We start from the raw sequence: 21,217 nt of genomic DNA on the forward strand, positions 1-21,217 counted from the left end.
GCGGTCGAGGCGCCCGGGTTGGCTCCGGGCGCACTCCGTGTGCTGTCGGCCCGCCACAGTCAGCGGGCCGCTGGTACTTACAGGATGTAGCCGCGCTCGTTGTGCTGAGCCAGGTCGAGGCCGACCGACTCTTCTTCTTCGGTCACGCGCAGGCCCATCACGGCATCGATGATCTTGAGGATCACGAAGGTGACGACGGCGGTGTAGATCACGGTGACGGCGACGCCCTTGAACTGAATCCACAGTTGCAGGCCGATGTTTTCGACCTCACCGAAACCGCCCAGAGCCGGGGCTGCGAAGGCACCGGTCAGCAGCGCGCCGACGATACCGCCCACGCCGTGCACGCCGAACACGTCCAGCGAGTCGTCGTAGCCGAGCTTGCGCTTGAGGCTGGTGGCGCAGAAGAAGCAGATCACGCCGGAAGCCAGGCCGATGATCATCGCGCCCATCGGGCCGACGGTGCCGGCAGCCGGAGTGATGGCGACCAGGCCGGCAACCACGCCGGATGCGATGCCCAGCGCACTCGGTTTGCCGTGGGCGACCCACTCGGCGAACATCCAGGCCAGGGCCGCAGCAGCGGTGGCGATCTGGGTGACCAGCATGGCCATGCCCGCGGTCTGGTCAGCCGCGGCAGCGGAGCCGGCGTTGAAGCCGAACCAGCCGACCCACAGCATCGCCGCACCGATCAGGGTGTAGCCCAGGTTGTGCGGTGCCATGGCCACGCTCGGGAAGCCCTTGCGCTTGCCCAGCACGATGCACGCCACCAGACCGGCGATACCGGCGTTGATGTGCACCACGGTGCCGCCCGCGAAGTCCAGCACGCCCCAGTCCCACATCAGGGCACCGTCACCACTCCAGACCATGTGCGCGATAGGCGCGTAGACCAGGGTGAACCACACGGTCATGAACACCAGCATCGCGGAGAACTTCATGCGCTCGGCGAAGGCACCGACGATCAGCGCCGGGGTGATGATGGCGAAGGTCATCTGGAAGGTGATGAACACGCTTTCCGGGAAGGCCGAGGTCAGCGATTCCTTGGTCAGGTTGCCGAGGAACATGTTGCCCAGGCCGCCCACGAAGGAGCTGAAGTTGGTGACGCCGGCTTCCATCCCGGTGGTGTCGAACGCCAGGCTGTAGCCGTAGGCGAACCACAACAGGGACATCAACGCGGTGATGGCGAAGCACTGCATCATCACCGACAGCACGTTCTTGGAACGCACCATGCCGGCGTAGAACAGTGCCAGGCCTGGAATGGTCATGAACAGCACCAGCGCAGTGGCCGTCAGCATCCAGGCCGTGTCACCGGAATTCAGGGTTTTCTCCTGAGCCATGACCAGGCTTGGGAAAAACAGGGACGAAAGGGCTCCAAGCCCTGCGATTTTTCGCAGAGTCATGATTTAACTCCTGGGACGTTAAGGGGGTAGGGGCGGAGCTTTAGATCGCGTCGGTATCGGTTTCGCCGGTACGGATGCGGATCGCCTGTTCCAGGTTTACGACGAAAATCTTGCCGTCACCGATCTTGCCGGTGTTGGCGGCCTTGGTGATGGCCTCGATGACGCGGTCCAGCTGATCGTCGGCGATAGCCACGTCGATCTTCACCTTGGGCAGGAAATCGACGACATACTCGGCGCCGCGATACAGCTCGGTATGACCCTTCTGACGACCGAAGCCTTTCACTTCGGTGACGGTGATGCCTTGCACCCCGATTTCCGACAGCGATTCGCGGACGTCGTCCAGCTTGAACGGCTTGATGATGGCAGTGACTAGTTTCATGAAACTCTCTCCCGTGTAAGGTGGACTTGCCCCAGGAATTGTTACCCCGGCCCAAGTCTAAGCTCAGTGTCTGGCTTTTGTATGCATCGGTTGCCAAGACGGGCTGATCCGATACCACCGACTGCTCCCGGTGAACCACGTCCGCCCGCTCGCGACATCCGAACCGCATCGGTGCATGGGTCATGAGCCTCTAAGCAGAAATCTTGCCAATACCGGCAAAACGCCGCTTTTCAGGAACTTACGGGCCTGCAGGCGGTTGTGATCGGCGTCACGCGAAAGCCATCGCACCAGAAGAGCGCCAAACCGCACTGCGTCACGCACACCATTGGTGCAAGGTCACTGTACCGGTGGGCAAAAACCGGCGTGCTACACTGCCGCCAACTCATTCTGGAAGGTTCCCATGCTGCCACCCAAAGCGTTGCTCGATGCCCTCAGCAGCCAGGCCAGTCGCCTGCTCAGCGGTGACAACCCACTGCCCCGCAGTGAAATCGAAGCCCAGCTCAAGGCACTGCTGCAGAGCAGCTTCAGCAAGCTGGATCTGGTCAGCCGCGAAGAATTCGACAGCCAGATGATCGTGCTGGCCCGCACCCGCGCGCGCCTCGAAGCGCTGGAAGCCAAGGTCGCCGAACTGGAAACGCGCACCGCAACGACGCAACACGCCCCGGCCGAGTAATCCGCTCGGCCGGCAGACGATCAAGGAGTGATCGATGTCATTGGCCATAGTCCACAGCCGCGCTCAGATCGGCGTCGATGCACCCAGCGTTACGGTCGAAGCGCACCTGGCCAACGGCCTGCCCTCCCTGGCGCTGGTCGGCCTGCCGGAAACCGCCGTCAAGGAATCCAAGGACCGCGTACGCAGCGCCATCCTCAACTGCGCCCTGGACTTTCCGCCACGCCGCATCACCCTCAATCTCGCGCCGGCAGATCTGCCCAAGGATGGCGGCCGCTTTGATCTGGCTATCGCCCTGGGCATCCTCGCCGCCAGTGGCCAGTTACCCGCCGAATCCCTGACCAGTCTGGAATGCCTCGGCGAGCTCGCGCTCTCGGGAGCGATCCGCCCGGTGCAGGGCGTGCTGCCCGCCGCGCTGGCCGCCCGACAAGCCGGTCGCACTCTGGTGGTGCCAAAGGAAAACGCCGAGGAAGCCAGCCTGGCTACCGGCCTCAGCGTGCTGGCGGTCGAGCACCTGCTGGAACTGGTCGCCCACCTCAATGGCCAAACACCCCTGTCGCCCTACCAGCCCCAGGGTTTGCTGCGCCACACCCAACCCTATCCGGACCTGGCCGAAGTACAGGGCCAGATCGCCGCCAAACGCGCGCTGCTGGTGGCGGCTGCAGGAAATCACAACCTGCTGCTGAGTGGCCCCCCGGGCACCGGCAAAACGCTGCTGGCCAGTCGCCTGCCCGGTCTGCTGCCGCCACTTACCGAAGAGGAAGCCCTGCAGGTCGCCGCGATTCGCTCGGTGGCCAGCCACACGCCGCTGCAGAGCTGGCCGCAAAGGCCATTTCGCCATCCGCACCACAGCGCATCCGGGCCGGCCCTGGTGGGTGGCGGCAGTCGTCCGCAACCTGGGGAAATCACCCTCGCCCATCACGGCGTGCTGTTCCTCGATGAACTGCCCGAGTTCGACCGTCGCGTTCTTGAGGTGCTCAGAGAGCCTCTGGAAAGCGGGCAGATTGTAATTGCCCGTGCCCGCGACAAGGTCAGTTTCCCTGCCCGCTTCCAGCTGGTAGCGGCGATGAACCCTTGCCCCTGCGGTTTTCTGGGCGACCCCAGCGGGCGCTGTCGCTGCAGCACGGAGCAGATTCAGCGCTATCGGGGCAAACTCTCCGGGCCGCTGCTCGACCGTATCGACCTGCATATCACCGTGGCCCGGGAGAGCACCCAGCTCGATGCCCCGGTTGATAACGGCGACACCAGTGCAGCAGCGGCCAGCCGTGTCGCCGCTGCGCGGGATATCCAGCTGCAGCGCCAGGGCATCGCCAACGCATTTCTCGACCTGCCCGGGCTGCGCGCCCACTGCGCGCTGGCCGACGCCGACCGCCAGTGGCTGGAGCACGCCTGCGAACGCCTGACCCTGTCGCTGCGCTCGGCCCATCGCGTGCTGAAGGTAGCGCGCACCCTAGCCGACCTGCAGGCCCAAGAGCAGATCAGCCGACAGCACCTGGCCGAGGCGCTGCAGTACCGCACCAGCCTGTGAGCGGCACAAAAAAGCTGAACGAAACGAAGCGCTTTCCTATCGATAACAAACAGGTTCAAAAACCCCGACTAATGGCAGTGCTACAATTGCGGGCCTTCCGCTTTTGGCGGCCATCCGAAAACCGAGTCGTATCTCCAGTGCACCTTCCGCGATCCAGCGAAAGCTGATCGGCGAGCGGGTGATTCATGGACTGACTCCGACCAAGGAGAGCTAGCTCAATGGGGGCAAATCTGTCTTCCCGCTCCACTCTTAACCCGCCGGTTTTCTTCGGCTCGACCTTTTTGATCGCCTGCCTGGTGATCTACAGCACAGCCTTCAAGGAAAGCGCTCAGAGCGTGTTCGGCGCCACCCAGTCGTGGATCATCGAGAACGCCAGCTGGGTCTACATCCTTTCCGTCGCGCTGATCCTGCTCTTCGCGGTCTTCCTGGCCATCAGTCGCTACGGCGACATAAAGCTCGGCCCGGACCATAGCGAGCCGGACTACAACAACCGAACCTGGTTCTCCATGCTGTTCTGCGCCGGTATGGGCATCGGCCTGATGTTCTTCGGCGTCGCCGAACCGGTGATGCATTTTCTCGCACCGCCCGTGGGTGAAGCTCAGACAGTGGCAGCGGCCAAGGAGGCAATGAACGTCACCTTCTTCCACTGGGGCCTGCATGCCTGGGCGATCTACGCCATCGTCGCGCTGATCCTGGCCTATTTCAGCTTCCGCCATAACCTGCCGCTGACACTGCGCTCGGCGCTCTATCCGCTTATCGGCGACCGCATTTACGGGCCCATCGGCCATGCCGTGGACATCTTCGCGGTGATCGGTACCGTGCTCGGCGTAGCCACATCGCTGGGCTACGGCGTGATGCAGATTAACACCGGGCTCAACCACCTATACGGCATACCCGCCACTACCACGGTTCAGCTCCTGCTGCTGACCGGCACCATGGGCCTAGCTACGATTTCCGTGGTCAGTGGCCTGGACAAGGGCATCCGCATACTTTCCGAACTGAACATGCTGCTGGCCGTTTGCCTGATGCTGTTCGTGCTGGTGCTCGGCCCGACCGTGTTCATCATGCAGACCTTCGTGCAGAACACCGGACAGTACCTTTCGGAGATCGTCAGTAAAACCTTCAACCTCTACGCCTACGAGCCGACCGACTGGATTGGCGGCTGGACCCTGTTCTACTGGGGCTGGTGGCTATCCTGGTCGCCGTTCGTGGGCCTGTTCATCGCGCGCATCTCCCGCGGCCGTACCATTCGCCAGTTCATCGGCGGCGTATTGGTAGTGCCGGCCGGCTTCACCCTGCTGTGGATGACCGTGTTCGGCGACACCGCGATTCACATGATTCTGGTCGACGGCATCACCGACCTCGCGGCGGCGGTCGACAAGGACAGCTCGCTGGCGCTGTTCGCCTTCCTCGAACACTTCCCCTTCTCGGCAGTCCTGTCGCAGATCGCGGTGCTGATGATCGTGGTGTTCTTCGTCACCTCGGCGGACTCCGGCGCCATGGTGGTGGACATGCTCGCCTCCGGCGGCCAGGACCAGACGCCGGTCTGGCAGCGTATCTTCTGGGCCGCGCTGATGGCGGTAGTCGCCGCCTCGCTGCTGCTGGCCGACGGCTTAAAGGCGCTGCAGACGGCGACCATCGCCAGTGCCCTGCCCTTCGTGATTGCCCTGCTGGCGTCGATGTGGGGGCTGCTGCGCGCCCTGCAGATCGACGCCGCCAAGCGTAACCTGCGTGACCAGGTCGCCCTCAGCCCACGCGGTGCATCAAGCACCGGCGGCTGGCAACGGCGCCTACGCAGCATGGTGATGCTGCCACGTCGTTCCCACGTCAATCGCTTCATCGCCGAAACCGTGCTGCCGGCCTGCCAGCAGGTGGCCGAGGAGATGCGCAAACAGGGCCGCGAAGCCCAAGTGGAGAGCGGTGAAGACGGACGCGTTACGCTGTCAGTCAGCCACGGCGCCGAAGCCGACTTCCAGTATCATGTACGCCCCCGCGCGCTGATTCAGCCGAGCTTCGCCCTGCGCGACACGCGCGATGACTCCAGCGAGGAACGCAAGTACTTCCGCGCCGAAGTGCACCTCAACGAGGGCGGCCAGGACTATGACGTGATGGGCTGGAACCGCGAAGAAGTGATCGGCGATATCCTCGACCAATATGAGCGCCATATGCACTTCCTGCACCTGACGCGCTAAACCTCTGCAGTAACGAAAACGCCCGGGCCGTCTCAGCCCGGGCGTTTTTATATCTGCCTCTGCCTTATCACTTCTGGACAAGCGTCGCCGTAGAACAGGGCGCAACCTGTGACCTAGTCGCTAGCGATGCCCACGCCAACCTCTCTTGCAACCTGTTCATAATCTTTTCAGCCCAGGTGCGTCGACCTTGGCGACTAATTGGCAGAAGCGGCCATTCACGGAGTATTTGTGGGAGCGGGCCATGCCCGCGAAAAAGTCACGGGCATGGACAGGGCGTCCCCGCCCGCTCCCACAGGTAAAGCAACGATGTCCGCTTTGCTTCGTAGTTGCCTTCATGCGCATACAACACTTTGAACAGGTTCTAAGAGCCTGCTCACGACCTTTCGCGCTTTGCCTGCAAAAAGGTGGAAGCGGTCGGCGAGCGGAATACTTTTAGGAGGAGCTTTAGCCCCGAGCTCTTTGTTTACCTGAATAAAAACTCGCGGCTAAAGCCGCTCCTACGCAATCGGATGATGCGGGCATCGGTATCCGAATGCCGGAAATGAAAATGCCCGCCCTGCTTGCGCAGTGGCGGGCATCGTCTTGCCGCTCAGCTGACTCAGTGAGCCGGCTTGACCTCCGGACGGGCACCGATGGCGTGCTGGCTTTCTTCCATGACCTGCTGGATCGCCTTGCGACGGCGCTCCTCGGCGCGGTGGCTGAAGAACCACACCAGGAAGGTGGCCAGCGATACCGCCAGCAGGATCAGACTGGCGATGGCGTTGATCGCCGGGGTCACGCCCAGGCGCACCTTGGAGAACACCTCCATCGGCAGCGTGGTGGCGCCAGGACCGGACACGAAGCTGGCCAGTACCAGGTCATCCAGCGACAGGGCGAAGGACATCATGCCGCCAGCCACCAGCGAAGGCGCGATCATCGGGATGGTGATCAGGAAGAACACCTTCCATGGCCGCGCGCCGAGGTCCATGGCCGCTTCTTCGATGGACAGGTCCAGCTCGCGCAGGCGCGCCGACACCACCACGGCCACATAGGCCGAACAGAACGTGGTGTGGGCGATCCAGATGGTCATCATGCCGCGCTCCGCCGGCCAACCGATCAGTTGGGCCATGGCCACGAACAGCAGCAGCAGTGACAGACCGGTGATCACTTCCGGCATTACCAGCGGTGCGGTGACCAGGCCGCCGAACAGCGTGCGGCCCTTAAAGCGGCTGATGCGGGTCAGCACGAAGGCCGCCAGCGTACCCAGCGCCACCGCGGCGATCGCCGTGTAGCAGGCGATCTCCAGGGAACGCCAGACGGCGCCCATCAGCTGGCGGTCGTCGAGCAGGCTCACGTACCACTTGGTCGACCAGCCGCCCCACACCGTCACCAGCCGCGAGGCGTTGAACGAGTAGATCACCAGGATGACCATCGGCAGATAGATGAAAGTCAGGCCTGCCCACAGCATCAGCGTGGAGAAACGGAAATTCTTCATGCCCGGCCCTCCAGCTCTTTGGCTTGGTTACGGTTGAACAGAATGATGGGCACCAAGAGGATCGCCAGCATCACCACCGCCAGCGCCGAGGCTACCGGCCAGTCGCGGTTGTTGAAGAACTCCTGCCACAGCACCTTGCCGATCATCAGGGTTTCCGGCCCGCCGAGCAGCTCGGGGATCACGAACTCGCCAACCACCGGGATGAACACCAGCATGCAGCCGGCGATGATGCCGTTCTTGGACAGCGGTACGGTGATCTTCCAGAAGCTGTTGAAGGTGCTCGAACCCAGATCCGAAGCTGCTTCGAGCAGGCTCTGATCGTGTTTCACCAGGTTGGCGAACAGCGGCAGGATCATGAACGGCAGGTACGAGTAAACGATGCCGATGTACACCGCGGTGTTGGTGTTGAGGATCTGCAGTGGCGCGTCGATCAAGCCGATGCTCTGCAAAAAGCCGTTGAGCAGACCGTTGTTGCTGAGGATGCCCATCCACGCGTAAACGCGGATCAGGATCGCGGTCCAGGTCGGCATCATCACCAGCAGCAGCAGGACCGTCTGGGTTTCCTTCTTGGCCCGGGCGATGGCGTAGGCCATCGGGTAGCCGATTAGCAAACAGGCAAGGGTGCTGAAAAAGGCGATTTTCAGCGAGCCAAGGTACGCGGCCAGATACAGCTCATCCTCGGTAAGGAAGATGTAGTTGCCCAGGTTCAGCACCACCTGCAGTGTATTGTCGACCCAGGTATAGATTTCCGTGTACGGCGGGATCGCCACATCGGCTTCGGCGAAGCTGATCTTCAGCACGATGATGAACGGCAGCAGGAAGAACAGGAACAGCCAGATGAATGGGATGCCGATCACCAGGTGCCGGCCATTAGGCATACGCTTGGTCAGGCTGCTCATTTTCATGACTGCAACACCACGCCGCTGTCGTCTTCCCAGAACACCACCACCGGGTCATCCCAGGTCGGCCGCTTGCCACGGCGCTCGGCGTTGGCGATGAAGCACTGCACGATCTGCCCGGAGGTCAGTTTGACGTAGTACACCGAATGGCCGCCCAGATAGGCGATGTCATGCACGGTGCCGTTGCTCCAGTTGTATTCCGGGTGCTCGTGGTCAGCCGGCAGCTGGGTGGCCATCAGCAGTTTTTCCGGGCGCAGGGCGTAGGTGACCTGGGTCTCCTGGGCACGGGTGCTGATGCCGTGGCCGATATAGATCGGCTTGTCGAGCTGCGGGCAGTCGATCACCGCGTGGTCGGTGTCGTCATGCACGATCTGCCCGTCGAACAGGTTGACGTTACCGATGAACTCGCAGACCAGACGGCTGGCCGGCGTCTCGTAGACGTCGATGGGGCTGCCGATCTGGGCGATCCAGCCCAGGTGCATGATGGCGATGCGCTGGGCCATGGTCATGGCCTCTTCCTGATCGTGGGTGACCATCACACAGGTCACGCCGACGCGCTCGATGATTTCCACCAGCTCGAGCTGCATCTGCGAGCGCAGCTTCTTGTCCAGCGCGCCCATCGGCTCGTCGAGCAGCAGCAGCTTGGGGCGTTTGGCCAGCGAGCGGGCCAGCGCCACGCGCTGACGCTGGCCGCCGGAAAGCTGGTGCGGTTTGCGCTTGGCGTACTGGGTCATGTGCACCAGCTTGAGCATCTCGGCAACACGGGCGTCGATCTCGGCCTTGGGCATCTTGTCCTGCTTGAGGCCGAAGGCGATGTTGTCGGCCACGCTCATGTGCGGGAACAGCGCGTAGGACTGGAACATCATGTTGATCGGTCGATCGTACGGCGGCAGGTCGGTAATGTCCTGGCCGTCGAGGAAGATGCGCCCTTCGGTCGGCCGCTCGAAGCCGGCGAGCATGCGCAACAGGGTCGACTTGCCGGAACCGGAACCACCGAGCAGGGCGAAGATCTCGCCCTTGTTGATGGTCAGCGAGACATCGTCGACCGCGACGGTTTCGTCGAACTTCTTGGTCACACGCTCGATCTTGACCAACACCTCTTTGGGTTGCTGGCTCCCCTCGATGACCTTCTTATAGGTACTGGAAGCAACTGCCATTACCAAACTCCCGCAGTAAAAATGGCGCCCGACAGAGGCCGGGCGCTAAAGGGTTGATCATCTTCCGGACTTGATCTTCGTCCAGCTTCGCGTCATCAGGCGCTGCGCCTTGGGCGGCAGTTCGGCCATCACGTACAACTTGTCCAGCACGGCCTGCGGCGGGTACACCGACTCGTCCTCGCGGATTTCCTGATCCATCAGCTCGCCCGCCTTGGTGTTGGCATTGGCGTAACCCACGTAGTCACTGACCCCGGCGATCACCTTGGGATCTAGGAGGTAGTTGATGAAGGCGTGGGCCTCTTTGACGTTGCTGGCATCTTTGGGGATGGCAAGCATGTCGAACCACAGGTTGGCGCCTTCCTTGGGAATCGCATAGGCGATTTCGACGCCCTTGCCGGCCTCCGCGGCACGGTCGGCGGCCTGCAGCACGTCACCGGAGTAGCCGAACGCCACGCAGATGTTGCCGTTGGCCAGATCGGAGATGTACTTGGAGGAGTGGAAGTAGCTGATATAGGGGCGCACCTCCATCAGCTTGGCTTCGGCCTTGGCGTAGTCGTCAGCGCTCTGGCTGTTCGGGTCCAGGCCCAGGTAGTTGAGCACCGAGGGAATAACCTCGTCTGCCGAATCCATGAAGGACACGCCGCAGCTGGCGAGCTTCTTCATGTTCTGCGGCTCGAACAGCACGGCCCAGGAATCGATCTTGTCGACACCGAGCACTTCCTTGACCTTGGCCACGTTGTAGCCGATGCCGTTGGTACCCCACAGATAAGGCACGGCGTATTGATTGCCCGGGTCGTTGGTTTCCAGCTGCTTGAGCAGCGCCGGGTCGAGGTTGTTCCAGTTCGGCAGCAGCGAACGGTCGAGCTTCTGGAACGCACCCGCCTTGATCTGCTTGCCGAGAAAATGATTGGACGGCACCACCACGTCGTAGCCGGTACGGCCGGCGAGCAGTTTACCTTCCAGGGTTTCGTTGGAGTCGAAGACGTCGTAGACCGGCTTGATGCCCGTGGCCTTCTGGAACTCGGCCAGGGTGTTCTCGCCGATGTAGTCGCTCCAGTTGTAGATATGCACGGTGCCGTCCGCATGTGCCAGGGTTGCCAAGCCAACCGAAAGCGCGGTCGTTGTCAGGATCTTGCCCAGGGAAAAATGCACAGGTCGTCCTCTTCTTGTGTCTCGTCACCGAGGTGACGTATCGCGATCTGGGAGAGCGCCACGGTCGTGGCGCTGCCCTCGATGGGCGACGATCCGCCCCTTTGCCTGCTGAAACGGACCGCGGCACCAGGCGCCGCGGTCATCAGCCGATCAGCGACCGGACTTGATCTTGGTCCAGCTGCGGGTCATGGTGCGCTGGGCGGCCGCCGGCAGGTCCGGGAAGGCATACAGCTTGCCCATGGTTTCCTGGGTCGGGTAAACGCCTGGGTCGTTACGAATGGCTTCGTCGACCAGCGGGGTGGCTTTCGCGTTGCCGTTCGGGAAGTGCACTTCGTTGGTGATCTCGGCCATGATTTCCGGCTTGAGCAGGAAGTTCAGGAAGGCATGGGCGGACTCGACGTTCTCCGCATCGGCCGGAATGGCCACCATGTCGAAGAAGGCGCCGGCACCTTGCTTGGGAATGTTGTAGGAGACTTTGACCTTGCCACCGGCCTCTTCGGCGCGCGACTTGGCCTGGTAGATGTCGCCCGAGTAGCCCACGGCCACGCAGAGGTTGCCGTTGGCCAGATCGGAGATGTACTTGGAGGAGTGGAAGTAGGTGACCGACGGGCGGATCTTCATGAACAGCGCTTCGGCTTCCTTGAGCTGCTTCGGATCGGTGCTGGTCGGTTCATAGCCCAGGTACTGCATGGCGATCGGCAGGATCTCGGTTGGCGAGTCGAGGAAGGACACGCCGCAGGACTTCAGCTTCTCGATGTTCTCGGGCTTGAACAGCAGGTCCCAGGAATCAACCGGGGCGTTTTCGCCCAGCGCAGCCTTGACCTTCTCGGGGTTGAAACCGATGCCCACGGTGCCCCACATGTACGGGAAGGAATACTTGTTACCCGGGTCGCTGACCTCGACGGTTTTCAGCAGGTTCTTGTCCAGGTTGTCCCAGTTCGGCAGCTTGGACTTGTCCAGCGGCTGGTAGACCTTGGCCTTGATCTGCTTGGCCAGGAAGCTGTTGGACGGCACCACGATGTCGTAACCCGATTTGCCGGCGAACAGCTTGGCTTCCAGGGTTTCGTTGGAATCGAAGACGTCGTAGGTGACCTTGATGCCGGTCTCCTTGGTGAATTTCTCGATGGTGTCCGGGGCGATGTAGTCCGACCAGTTGTAGATGTTGAGGACCTTGCCATCAGCCTGCGCCATACCGGCCACGGCGCCGGCCAGCGTCACCGCCAGCAGAGTCTTGCCGAAAGTCTTGATCATGCGGTTCAGCTCCCTATGTGATGTCGATTAACCGGGCCGCCGCGCTGTGCGGAAGGCCCGTTTTTTTGGCCGGCAAGTCTGGCGATAGCAGCCCCATCGCTCAAGCCCTGGCAGGCAATTTATTGCACCAACTGTCGCTACCTTCGAAACGCCTTGCAGCAGCCGTCAGGCCAGTAAAGCACGGGCGGTGAGGTCCAGGCACTTGCGGGCCTTTTCCACCAGCTCGTCGATCTCGCTCTTGCTGATCACCAGCGGCGGCGAAATGATCATGGTGTCGCCCACGGCGCGCATGATCAGTCCGTTCTCGAAACAGTGACCGCGGCAGATCATGCCCACCGCCTTGTCGCTCGGGTAACGCGCGCGAGTGACTTTATCCTTCACCAGTTCGATGGCGCCGAGCATACCTACGCCGCGCACTTCACCGACCAGCGGGTGATCCGCCAATTCGCGCAGGCGTTTCTGCAAATACGGTGCCGTTTCTTCTCTGACCCGCTCGATGATCTTTTCTTCGCGCAGAATTCGGATGTTCTCCAGTGCCACCGCCGCCGCCACCGGGTGCCCGGAATAGGTGAAGCCGTGGTTGAAGTCGCCACCCTCGTTGAGCACCTTGACGATCTCGTCGCGCACCACCAGGCCGCCCATCGGCACGTAGCCGGAGGTCAGGCCCTTGGCGATGGTCATCATGTCCGGCTTGTTGCCGTAGAAGTCGCTGCCGAACCACTCACCGGTGCGTCCGAAGCCGCAGATCACTTCGTCGGCGATGAACAGGATGTCGTACTTGGCGAGAATCTCGCGCACCCGCGGCCAGTAGCTGTCCGGCGGGATGATCACCCCGCCGGCGCCCTGGATCGGCTCAGCCAGAAAGGCGGCGACATTGTCTTCGCCGACTTCGAGAATCTTCTTCTCCAGCTCGTCGGCAGCCCAGATGCCGAAGGCTTCCGGCGTCATGTCGCCGCCCTCGCCGAACCAGTAAGGCTGGGCGATATGCACGATACCCGGAATCGGTAGGTCGCCCTGCTCGTGCATGCCCTTCATGCCCCCCAGGCTGGCGCCGGCGACGGTGGAGCCGTGGTAGCCGTTTTCGCGGGCGATCACCACCTTCTTGTTCGGCTTGCCCTTGAGTGCCCAATAATGGCGAACCATGCGCAGCATGGTGTCGTTGCCTTCCGAGCCTGAGCCGGTGAAGAACACGTGGTTCATGCCAGCTGGCGTCACCTCGGCGAGTGCCTTGGCCAGCTCCAACACTGGCGGGTGGGCGGTCTGGAAGAAGGTGTTGTAAAACGGCAGCTCGCGCATCTGCTTGCTGGCCGCCTCGACCAGTTCCTCACGGCCGTAGCCGACGGCCAGGCACCAAAGCCCGGCCATGCCATCGAGGATCTTGTTGCCCTCGCTGTCCCACAGATGCACGCCCTCACCGCGGGTGATGATGCGCGGACCTTTCTCGGCCAATTGTTTGAAGTCGCTGAAAGGCGCCAGGTGATGATCGCGGCTCATGGCCTGCCATTGCTGGGTCTTTGCATTGTTTGCCGTCATGTTCACCTCTTATAAATGCGGGGCCGGTCGGATCACACGGCAGCCCCGACTGGATCAGACCGAGAGCAGCAGGAACTCGCGTTCCCAGGAGCTGATCACCCGCTTGAAATTCTCGTGCTCGGCACGCTTGACCGCCACGTAGCCGCTGACGAACTTGTGGCCCAGATACTGTTCGACCACCTGGCAGGTTTCCATGCGCTCCAGCGCCGCCTCCAAAGTCAGCGGCAGGCGCAGGTTGCGGCGCTCGTAGCCGCGGCCGACGACCGGCGCGCTGGGCTCGATGCCCTCGACCATGCCGATGTAGCCGCACAGCAGGCTGGCTGCCAGGGCCAGATAAGGGTTGGCGTCGGCGCCAGCCAGGCGGTTTTCCACGCGGCGGTTATTCGGCGTGGCATCCGGCACGCGCAGGCCGACGGTGCGGTTTTCCTCGCCCCACTCGACGTTCACCGGCGCCGAGGTGTCGGGCAGGAAGCGGCGGAACGAGTTTACGTTGGGCGCGAACAGCGGCAGCACTTCGGGGATGTATTTCTGCAGGCCACCGATGTGATGCATGAACAGCTGGCTCATCGAACCGTCTTCGTTGGAGAAGATGTTCTTGCCGGTCTTCACGTCGATGATGCTCTGGTGCAGATGCATGGCGCTGCCCGGCTCATCGGTGATCGGCTTGGCCATGAAGGTCGCCGCCACGTCGTGCTTGAGCGCCGCCTCGCGCATGGTGCGTTTGAACACCAGGATCTGGTCGGCCAGGTGCAGAGCCTCGCCGTGACGGAAGTTGATCTCCATCTGCGCCGGGCCTTCCTCGTGGATCAGAGTGTCCAGGTCCAGGCCCTGCAGCTCGCACCAGTCGTACATGTCTTCGAACAGCGGGTCAAATTCGTTGGCCGCATCGATCGAGAAACTCTGCCGGCCGGTTTCCGGGCGCCCGGAACGGCCCATCGGAGCCACCAGCGGGAAGTCCGGGTCGCTGTTGCGCTTGGTCAGGTAGAACTCCATCTCCGGCGCCACGATGGGTTGCCAGCCTTTCTCTGCATACAGGCGCAGCACCTTCTTGAGGATGTTGCGCGGCGACAGCTCGATGGGGTTGCCCTGCTTGTCGTAGGTGTCGTGGATCACCTGGGCGGTGGGCTCGATGGCCCAGGGTACAATGAATACGGCGTTCTCGTCCGGCCGGCAGAACATGTCGATATCTGCCGGGTCGAGCAGGTCGTAATAGATGTCGTCTTCGACGTAGTCGCCGGTGACAGTCTGCAGCAACACGCTTTCGGGCAGGCGCATGCCCTTTTCGTCGAGGAATTTGTTGGTCGGCGAGATCTTGCCCCGGGCAATCCCCGTCAGGTCGCTGACCAGACATTCGACTTCGGTGATCTTGCGTTCTTTCAACCAGCTCGAGAGCTGGTCCAGTTTGGTGCTCATAGAGACCTCAGTGTTTTGAAACCGGCATCCTCGGCCGGCTCGACATGCCCCGCACCACGAGAGGCCTGGCAGGCCTGCCAGGTGGATGCGGAATAAACCAGGGTGTTACACGACTGCGGGCAACTGCCCGAGCGACCCTCCAGGCACTGGCGGCAGAGCGCAGCGCATGCCCAGCGGTGCTTCACCATCGTGCACCGACTGTAACCGACCTTTGTTGCACTCGACAGAGTCAGATGCCTTTGCAAAGCGCGCGCCGTCACCTGCTTCACGGCAAGGTTCACGATTGGCAATGCAGTTGAGCGCATCGAGGCGTCGCGATACTCGTCGCCTAGCAATGAAGACGCAAACGTCTTCACGGATTGAGAAGTGTGCAGATTTTCGAGCGAAGGAGCAGGTAAGAGATACCGCAATGCGATGCGCCGCAGTGCGCGCCGCAAGGGCTGCGCAAGAGGATCGAGCAACCTCTACCACAGCCGGCAATGCCGCGCACCGTGGGAGGCTGGCAATGACGCCGGACAGCGACATGCAGCTCATGAAACACCCGTATTGTTGGATTATGTGGGGTTTGACCGAGCTTATCCTTGTTCATTTTTCAACACAAGCTGGCTCAATGATTCGCGCACCGCCCCACAGCCGCGTCTAAAAGGGTGCAGAGATCTAACGCTGGAAATGCCCTGAAACGCCCTAAAAATGGCCGCAGCGCCCCTCATTGGGGCAACATCGAGCTGCCTTGACAGCCTCTGGCGTTTGGGATTGACTCGCTGTGCGTCAGCAATTGATTGATATTTTTAACAACAAAGGTGTTGCATCATGTCGGTACCCCCGCGTGCCGTTCAGCTCAATGAAGCGAACGCGTTCCTCAAGGAACACCCTGAGGTTCAGTTCGTCGACCTTCTGATTGCAGATATGAATGGTGTCGTGCGCGGCAAGCGCATCGAACGCGCCAGCCTCCACAAGGTGTATGAAAAGGGCATCAACCTGCCCGCTTCGCTGTTCGCCCTGGACATCAACGGCTCAACCGTCGAAAGCACCGGCCTTGGCCTGGACATCGGCGACGCCGACCGTATCTGCTTCCCCATCCCCGATACCCTGTGCAAGGAACCCTGGCAGAAGCGCCCGACCGCGCAATTGCTGATGACCATGCACGAACTGGACGGCAGCCCCTTCTTTGCCGATCCCCGTGAGGTATTGCGTCAGGTGGTACAGAAGTTCGACGAACTTGGCCTGACCATCTGCGCGGCCTTCGAACTGGAGTTCTACCTGATCGACCAGGAGAACGTGAATGGCCGCCCGCAACCGCCGCGCTCGCCGATTTCCGGCAAGCGTCCGCACTCCACCCAGGTCTACCTGATCGACGACCTCGACGAGTACGTGGACTGCCTGCAGGACATGCTCGAAGCGGCCAAGGAACAAGCGCTGCCCGCCGACGCCATCGTCAAGGAAAGCGCACCGGCGCAGTTCGAGGTCAACCTGCACCACACCAAGGACGCGCTCAAGGCCTGCGACCACGCGCTGCTGCTCAAGCGCCTGATCAAGAACATCGCCTACGACCATGAGATGGACTCCACCTTCATGGCCAAGCCCTATCCGGGTCAAGCGGGCAATGGTCTGCACGTGCACATCTCGCTACTCGACAAGAAAACCGGGCAGAACATCTTCGCCACCGAGGATCCGGAGCAGCACGCCCCGCTGCGTCATGCCATTGCAGGCATTCTCGACACCATGCCGGCGTCGATGGCCTTCCTGTGCCCGAACGTCAACTCCTACCGCCGTTTCGGCGCGCAGTTCTACGTGCCCAATGCGCCGAGCTGGGGCCTGGACAACCGCACCGTAGCGGTACGCGTGCCGACCGGCAGCAGCGATGCGATCCGCATCGAACACCGGGTAGCCGGCGCCGATGCCAACCCGTACCTGATGATGGCGGCGATCCTGGCCGGTATTCATCACGGTCTGACCAACCAGCTGGATCCGGGCGAGCCCATCGAGGGCAACTCTTACGAGCAGCTGGAGCAGAGCCTGCCGAACAACCTACGCGATGCCCTGCGTCAGCTGGACGACAGCGAGGTACTCAACAAGTACATCAGCCCGGATTACATCGATATCTTCGTCGCCTGCAAGGAAGCCGAGTTGCAGGAGTTCGAGACGACCATCTCCGATCTCGAGTACAACTGGTACCTGCACACCGTGTGATGCGCAAAACGCCGGCGGAAGCCGGCGTTTTCATAGTCGCCTGGCGCTATCATTCGGCGACCGGCCAGGTACTGACGCCACGGTATCTCGTCGCACTCGCCACCATCGTCAAATAGGAAGACCACATTGATTCACCGCCTTCCGGCTTTGCCAGTTATTGGCCTGGCACACGCCTGCAAGCAGCCAGGAACGCCTGAGTGAGCGCCCGCAAGCCCCGCGCCAGCAGCCAGGCACGTATCGAACAGATTCTCGCCGCGGCCCGCACGCTACTGGCCGAGCAAGGGGTGGCGGCGCTGTCGATCTACACCGTGGCCGAACGCGCGGAAATCGCACCGTCCTCGGTCTACCACTTCTTTCCTAGCGTACCCGCCTTGCTCCAGGCGCTGACGGCCGATGTTCACCGTGCCTTCCGAGACTGCCTGCAGGAGCCCATCGACGCGGACCAGTTGCAGTCCTGGCGTGATCTTTCCCGAATCATCGAGCAGCGAATGCTGCGCATCTATGCCGGCGATGCGGCGGCCAGGCAGCTGATCCTCGCCCAACACGGTCTGAGCGAGGTGACCCAGGCTGACCGCCAGCACGATATCGAGCTCAGTCAGCAGCACCGGGCACTGTTCGACCGCTACTTCGAGTTGCCGGCGCTGCCGGACGATATCGATGTGTTCGGCCTGGCCATGGAGCTTGGCGATCGGGTGTACGCCCGCTCGATTCACCAGCACGGAGAAATCACCCCACGCTATGCCGAGGAAGGCTTGCGCGTATTCGAAGCGTACCTAGGGCTTTACCTGCCGCCCTTCCTGCGCAAACGCGCAATCAGCTGAAAGGTGCCGCCGTGGCCATGCTTCGCTGAACCGCATGCGAGTTGCGCCCATCAGCCCGAACAATTTCATTTAATACAAATACTTATCCGCAAATATATTTTAAATATGCTGGATAGTGCTAAAAACATCCTTTCAAAGCCGATATTTATCGACTATAAGATCATTTCGAATGAGCATTTCTCGCCGCGTATAAGCCCTCGCCTCGCCGCAATACAGGCATGTGATGCAAGGGCTGTAAGCGCACTAGGGATAAGCTCCGTAAACGGCGACCAGATTCTGTATGCCCCATTGAACCCTGGGATGGCGCAACCGCCTCCTGCCCCCTTGAACGACTTCAGCACCGGAGCAACGCCATGAACACCTTGACCTCCACACCCCGCGCCGATGGCTTCCGCATGCCGGCCGAATGGGAGCCACACAGCCAGATCTGGATCGTGTGGCCGGAGCGCCCGGACAACTGGCGACTGGGTGGCAAGCCTGGCCAGCACGCGTTCGTCGCCGTGGCCAAGGCCATCGCCGAGTTCGAGCCGGTCACCGTCTGCGCCTCGGCGGCGCAATACGAAAATGCCTGCGCACACCTGGATCACGAGCGTATTCGCGTCGTCGAGATGACCACCGACGACGCCTGGGTTCGCGATACCGGCCCAACCTTCGTCACCGACCAGAAGGGCGAAGTGCGCGGCGTGGACTGGGGTTTCAACGCCTGGGGCGGGTTCGAGGGCGGCCTTTACTTCCCCTGGCTGCGTGATGATCAGGTCGCCAGCAAGATCCTCAATATCGAAGGCTACGACCGCTACCGCACTGAAGGTTTCGTGCTCGAGGGCGGCTCGATCCACGTCGACGGTGAAGGCACCCTGATCACCACCGAAGAGTGCCTGCTCAACCACAACCGCAACCCGCACCTAAACCGTGAACAGATTGAAGTCATGCTGGCTGATCACCTGGCCATCGATACCGTGATCTGGCTGCCGCATGGCCTGTACAACGACGAGACCGACGGCCACGTCGACAACTTCTGCTGTTACGTGCGACCGGGCGAAGTGCTGTTGGCCTGGACCGACGATCCGCAGGATCCCAACTACAGCCGTTGCCAGGAAGCCATGGGCGTACTGGAAAAAGTCCGCGACGCCAAAGGCCGCGCCCTGACCGTGCACAAGATGCCGATCCCGGGCCCGCTGTATGCCACCGAGGAAGAATGCGCCGGTGTCGACCGCGCAGCCGGCAGCCAGGAGCGCAGCCCTGAGGTGCGCCTGGCCGGTTCCTACGTGAACTTCCTGATCGTCAACGGCGGCATCGTCGCCCCCAGCTTCAACGACCCGAAGGACGCAGAAGCCAAGGCCATCCTCGAGCGCCTGTTCCCCGAGCACCGAGTGGTGATGGTGCCGGGCCGGGAAATCCTGCTGGGCGGCGGCAATATCCACTGCATCACCCAGCAGCAGCCTGCAGCTACTGCCAATTAATTTAACCAACCAGCAGAAACGCAAAAGCCCGGAACCAGTCCGGGCTTTTGCATTTGAACGAGCCGCCGCGTGGTGCGGCTCGATACGGTCTGCTTACAGCAGCGGGATACTGTAGCTGACGATCAGGCGGTTCTGGTCGGTGTCAGCAGTAGCTTCGCTGCGCAGCGAGGCATTACGCCAGGCGAAGCCCAGGCCTTTGGCAACGCCTTCCTGTACCACGTAGCTGACGGTCAGGTCACGCTCCCACTCTTTCTGGTCACCACCAACTGCTTTGATGTTGTCGCCTTTCATGTACAGCACGTTGGCGGTCAGGCCCGGCACACCGATCTTGCCGAAGTCGTAACCGTACTGGGTGATCCAGGTACGCTCGCCAGCGCGGGCAAAGTTGGTGATCTGACGGTCGGTGATCAGGTAAGTGGTAGCACCGCCCTGGCCAGGGATCGAAGTCTGGTTCAGCTGCATGAAGTTACTGTCACCAGACACCTGTTGGTAGCCAGCACTAAGGGCATGACCTTCCAGGCTATAAGTGAAGAAGGCGCTCCAGGTGCGGTTGTCAGCTTCGCCGTCATTACCCGGCTTGCCAGCTGCGCGGTAACCTTCAGCACGACCAGCGACACTGCCATTCTTGCCGTCGGAGCTGGTATCGAAATAACGGAGGTCAGACTTCAGGGAACCAGCGCCAAGAGCGAGCGTATGGGTCAGCCCCAGGAAGTGCTGCTTGTAGAAGTCGTCCAGGTTACCGTAGTAGTACTGCACCAACAGATCCTTGTTGATTTTGTAGTCAGCACCACCGTAGTAGAACTTATTGCTATCGGCGCCATTGGCAGCACCAGCAATCGCCAGGGAGTCGGCGTTGCTGGAGGTACGCCCCTTGGCGTGCTCCAACTGACCTGCAATCAAGGTCAGGTTGTCGATTTCATTGGAGGTGATCTGCACACCTTCGAAGGTTTGCGGGATCAGGCGACCATCGTTGAAGGTCACGACCGGCAGTTTCGGCTGCAAAGTACCAATCTGTGCAACCGTCTTGGAGAAGCGGATCTTGCCGGTCAGGCCCAAGCTGCTGAACTCATCGCGAGCACTGCCATCGCTTTCAAGCGGAAACATAGCGCTCGGGGTACGATCTTGACCGGCTTTGCCTGCACGGCCACCACCATCAAGACGCACACCCAGCAGGCCCAGTGCGTCTACACCAAAACCAACGGGGCCTTCGGTGAAGCCCGACTGCAAGTTCAGCTGAAACGCTTGGCCCCACTCACGAACTTGGCCACTACGAGCAGCACCAACGCCAACGTCACCTTGGCTTTCACGGTTGTCGTTATCGAAGTAATAGTTACGCAGATCCAGCTTGGCCGTGCTGTCTTCAATAAAGGCAGCGTTGGCAACGTTGCCCAGGGTCAGACCCAGAGTGCCGGCGGCTACGGCCAGCGCCAGGGAAGCTTTTTTCATCGTGATCTCTCCAGTGTTCTTTTAGTGGTGTTGCACATCGGCCCGCCAGATGCCGCCTTCATGGCGCGCAGCCAGCCGAATTCGGGTACGGCCGTCAGGCGCCAGGCAGCCGGAGGGCGCCATGACTACGAAGACGGCAATACGAAAACTTAGGGGTAAGGGTGAAACAGGTTGGACTGACTGCTGCGACAGGCAATAGGCATCGTTCGACTCTCGGCATTGTTATTTTCGGCTCTGTAGGCCGTTGCTGTGGAATTT

At 61.5% G+C, this 21,217-nt stretch carries 16 protein-coding genes; 6 read left to right on the forward strand and 10 right to left on the reverse strand.

The window, feature by feature from the left end:
* Positions 1 to 77: 77 nt before the first annotated feature.
* Positions 78 to 1,394: an ammonium transporter gene (locus tag BM279_RS01880; protein ID WP_027908905.1), complete on the reverse strand. Its 1,317-nt coding sequence runs from the start codon at positions 1,392 to 1,394 to the stop codon at positions 78 to 80.
* A gap of 40 nt (positions 1,395 to 1,434) precedes the next feature.
* Positions 1,435 to 1,773, reverse strand: a complete 339-nt coding sequence (gene glnK / locus BM279_RS01885) for a P-II family nitrogen regulator (protein WP_003096476.1) — start codon at positions 1,771 to 1,773, stop codon at positions 1,435 to 1,437.
* Between the two features lie 400 nt (positions 1,774 to 2,173).
* Between glnK and BM279_RS01890 the strand changes: the two genes are divergently transcribed.
* The 3 genes from BM279_RS01890 (at position 2,174) to BM279_RS01900 (ending at position 6,163) form a co-directional block, all read left to right on the forward strand.
* Positions 2,174 to 2,446, forward strand: coding sequence for an accessory factor UbiK family protein (locus tag BM279_RS01890; protein WP_027908906.1), 273 nt, complete (start codon positions 2,174 to 2,176; stop codon positions 2,444 to 2,446).
* A 34-nt stretch (positions 2,447 to 2,480) separates the two neighbouring features.
* Entirely contained in the window at positions 2,481 to 3,971 is a 1,491-nt protein-coding gene (locus BM279_RS01895; protein ID WP_093500424.1) for a YifB family Mg chelatase-like AAA ATPase, read from the forward strand.
* A 218-nt stretch (positions 3,972 to 4,189) separates the two neighbouring features.
* Positions 4,190 to 6,163: a BCCT family transporter gene (locus BM279_RS01900; RefSeq protein ID WP_093500426.1), complete on the forward strand. Its 1,974-nt coding sequence runs from the start codon at positions 4,190 to 4,192 to the stop codon at positions 6,161 to 6,163.
* Between the two features lie 598 nt (positions 6,164 to 6,761).
* Here the strand turns inward: BM279_RS01900 and BM279_RS01905 are convergent.
* The 7 genes from BM279_RS01905 to BM279_RS01935 form a co-directional block, all read right to left on the reverse strand.
* Positions 6,762 to 7,637, reverse strand: coding sequence for an ABC transporter permease subunit (locus BM279_RS01905; RefSeq protein ID WP_093500428.1), 876 nt, complete (start codon positions 7,635 to 7,637; stop codon positions 6,762 to 6,764).
* Complete coding sequence (locus BM279_RS01910) at positions 7,634 to 8,542, reverse strand: ABC transporter permease subunit (RefSeq protein WP_093500430.1); 909 nt, start codon at positions 8,540 to 8,542, stop codon at positions 7,634 to 7,636. The genes BM279_RS01905 and BM279_RS01910 overlap by 4 nt, the downstream gene beginning before the upstream one ends.
* Positions 8,539 to 9,693: a polyamine ABC transporter ATP-binding protein gene (potA, locus tag BM279_RS01915; RefSeq protein WP_013789494.1), complete on the reverse strand. Its 1,155-nt coding sequence runs from the start codon at positions 9,691 to 9,693 to the stop codon at positions 8,539 to 8,541. Before potA ends, BM279_RS01910 begins: the two co-directional genes overlap by 4 nt.
* Positions 9,694 to 9,750: 57 nt before the next feature.
* A complete protein-coding gene (locus BM279_RS01920; protein ID WP_208604505.1) occupies positions 9,751 to 10,845 on the reverse strand; it encodes a polyamine ABC transporter substrate-binding protein in 1,095 nt (364 codons plus the stop codon).
* A 150-nt stretch (positions 10,846 to 10,995) separates the two neighbouring features.
* A complete protein-coding gene (locus BM279_RS01925) occupies positions 10,996 to 12,096 on the reverse strand; it encodes a polyamine ABC transporter substrate-binding protein (RefSeq protein WP_093500432.1) in 1,101 nt (366 codons plus the stop codon).
* Between the two features lie 165 nt (positions 12,097 to 12,261).
* Positions 12,262 to 13,629, reverse strand: a complete 1,368-nt coding sequence (locus BM279_RS01930; protein ID WP_093500434.1) for an aspartate aminotransferase family protein — start codon at positions 13,627 to 13,629, stop codon at positions 12,262 to 12,264.
* 54 nt (positions 13,630 to 13,683) lie between these two features.
* On the reverse strand, positions 13,684 to 15,042 hold the full coding sequence (locus tag BM279_RS01935; RefSeq protein WP_093500436.1) for a glutamine synthetase family protein: 1,359 nt from the start codon (positions 15,040 to 15,042) through the stop codon (positions 13,684 to 13,686).
* A gap of 810 nt (positions 15,043 to 15,852) precedes the next feature.
* Between BM279_RS01935 and BM279_RS01940 the strand changes: the two genes are divergently transcribed.
* From BM279_RS01940 to aguA, 3 genes are all read left to right on the forward strand, one after another.
* Complete coding sequence (locus tag BM279_RS01940) at positions 15,853 to 17,232, forward strand: glutamine synthetase family protein (protein WP_093500438.1); 1,380 nt, start codon at positions 15,853 to 15,855, stop codon at positions 17,230 to 17,232.
* A gap of 197 nt (positions 17,233 to 17,429) precedes the next feature.
* Complete coding sequence (locus BM279_RS01945; RefSeq protein WP_093500440.1) at positions 17,430 to 18,053, forward strand: TetR/AcrR family transcriptional regulator; 624 nt, start codon at positions 17,430 to 17,432, stop codon at positions 18,051 to 18,053.
* Between the two features lie 353 nt (positions 18,054 to 18,406).
* Positions 18,407 to 19,513: an agmatine deiminase gene (gene aguA / locus BM279_RS01950; protein ID WP_093500442.1), complete on the forward strand. Its 1,107-nt coding sequence runs from the start codon at positions 18,407 to 18,409 to the stop codon at positions 19,511 to 19,513.
* Positions 19,514 to 19,606: 93 nt separating this feature from the next.
* Here the strand turns inward: aguA and BM279_RS01955 are convergent, their stop codons facing one another.
* On the reverse strand, positions 19,607 to 20,959 hold the full coding sequence (locus BM279_RS01955; protein WP_093500444.1) for an OprD family porin: 1,353 nt from the start codon (positions 20,957 to 20,959) through the stop codon (positions 19,607 to 19,609).
* Positions 20,960 to 21,217 lie beyond the last annotated feature (258 nt).

It is taken from the genome of Phytopseudomonas straminea (assembly GCF_900112645.1).
GTDB lineage: Bacteria > Pseudomonadota > Gammaproteobacteria > Pseudomonadales > Pseudomonadaceae > Aquipseudomonas > Aquipseudomonas straminea.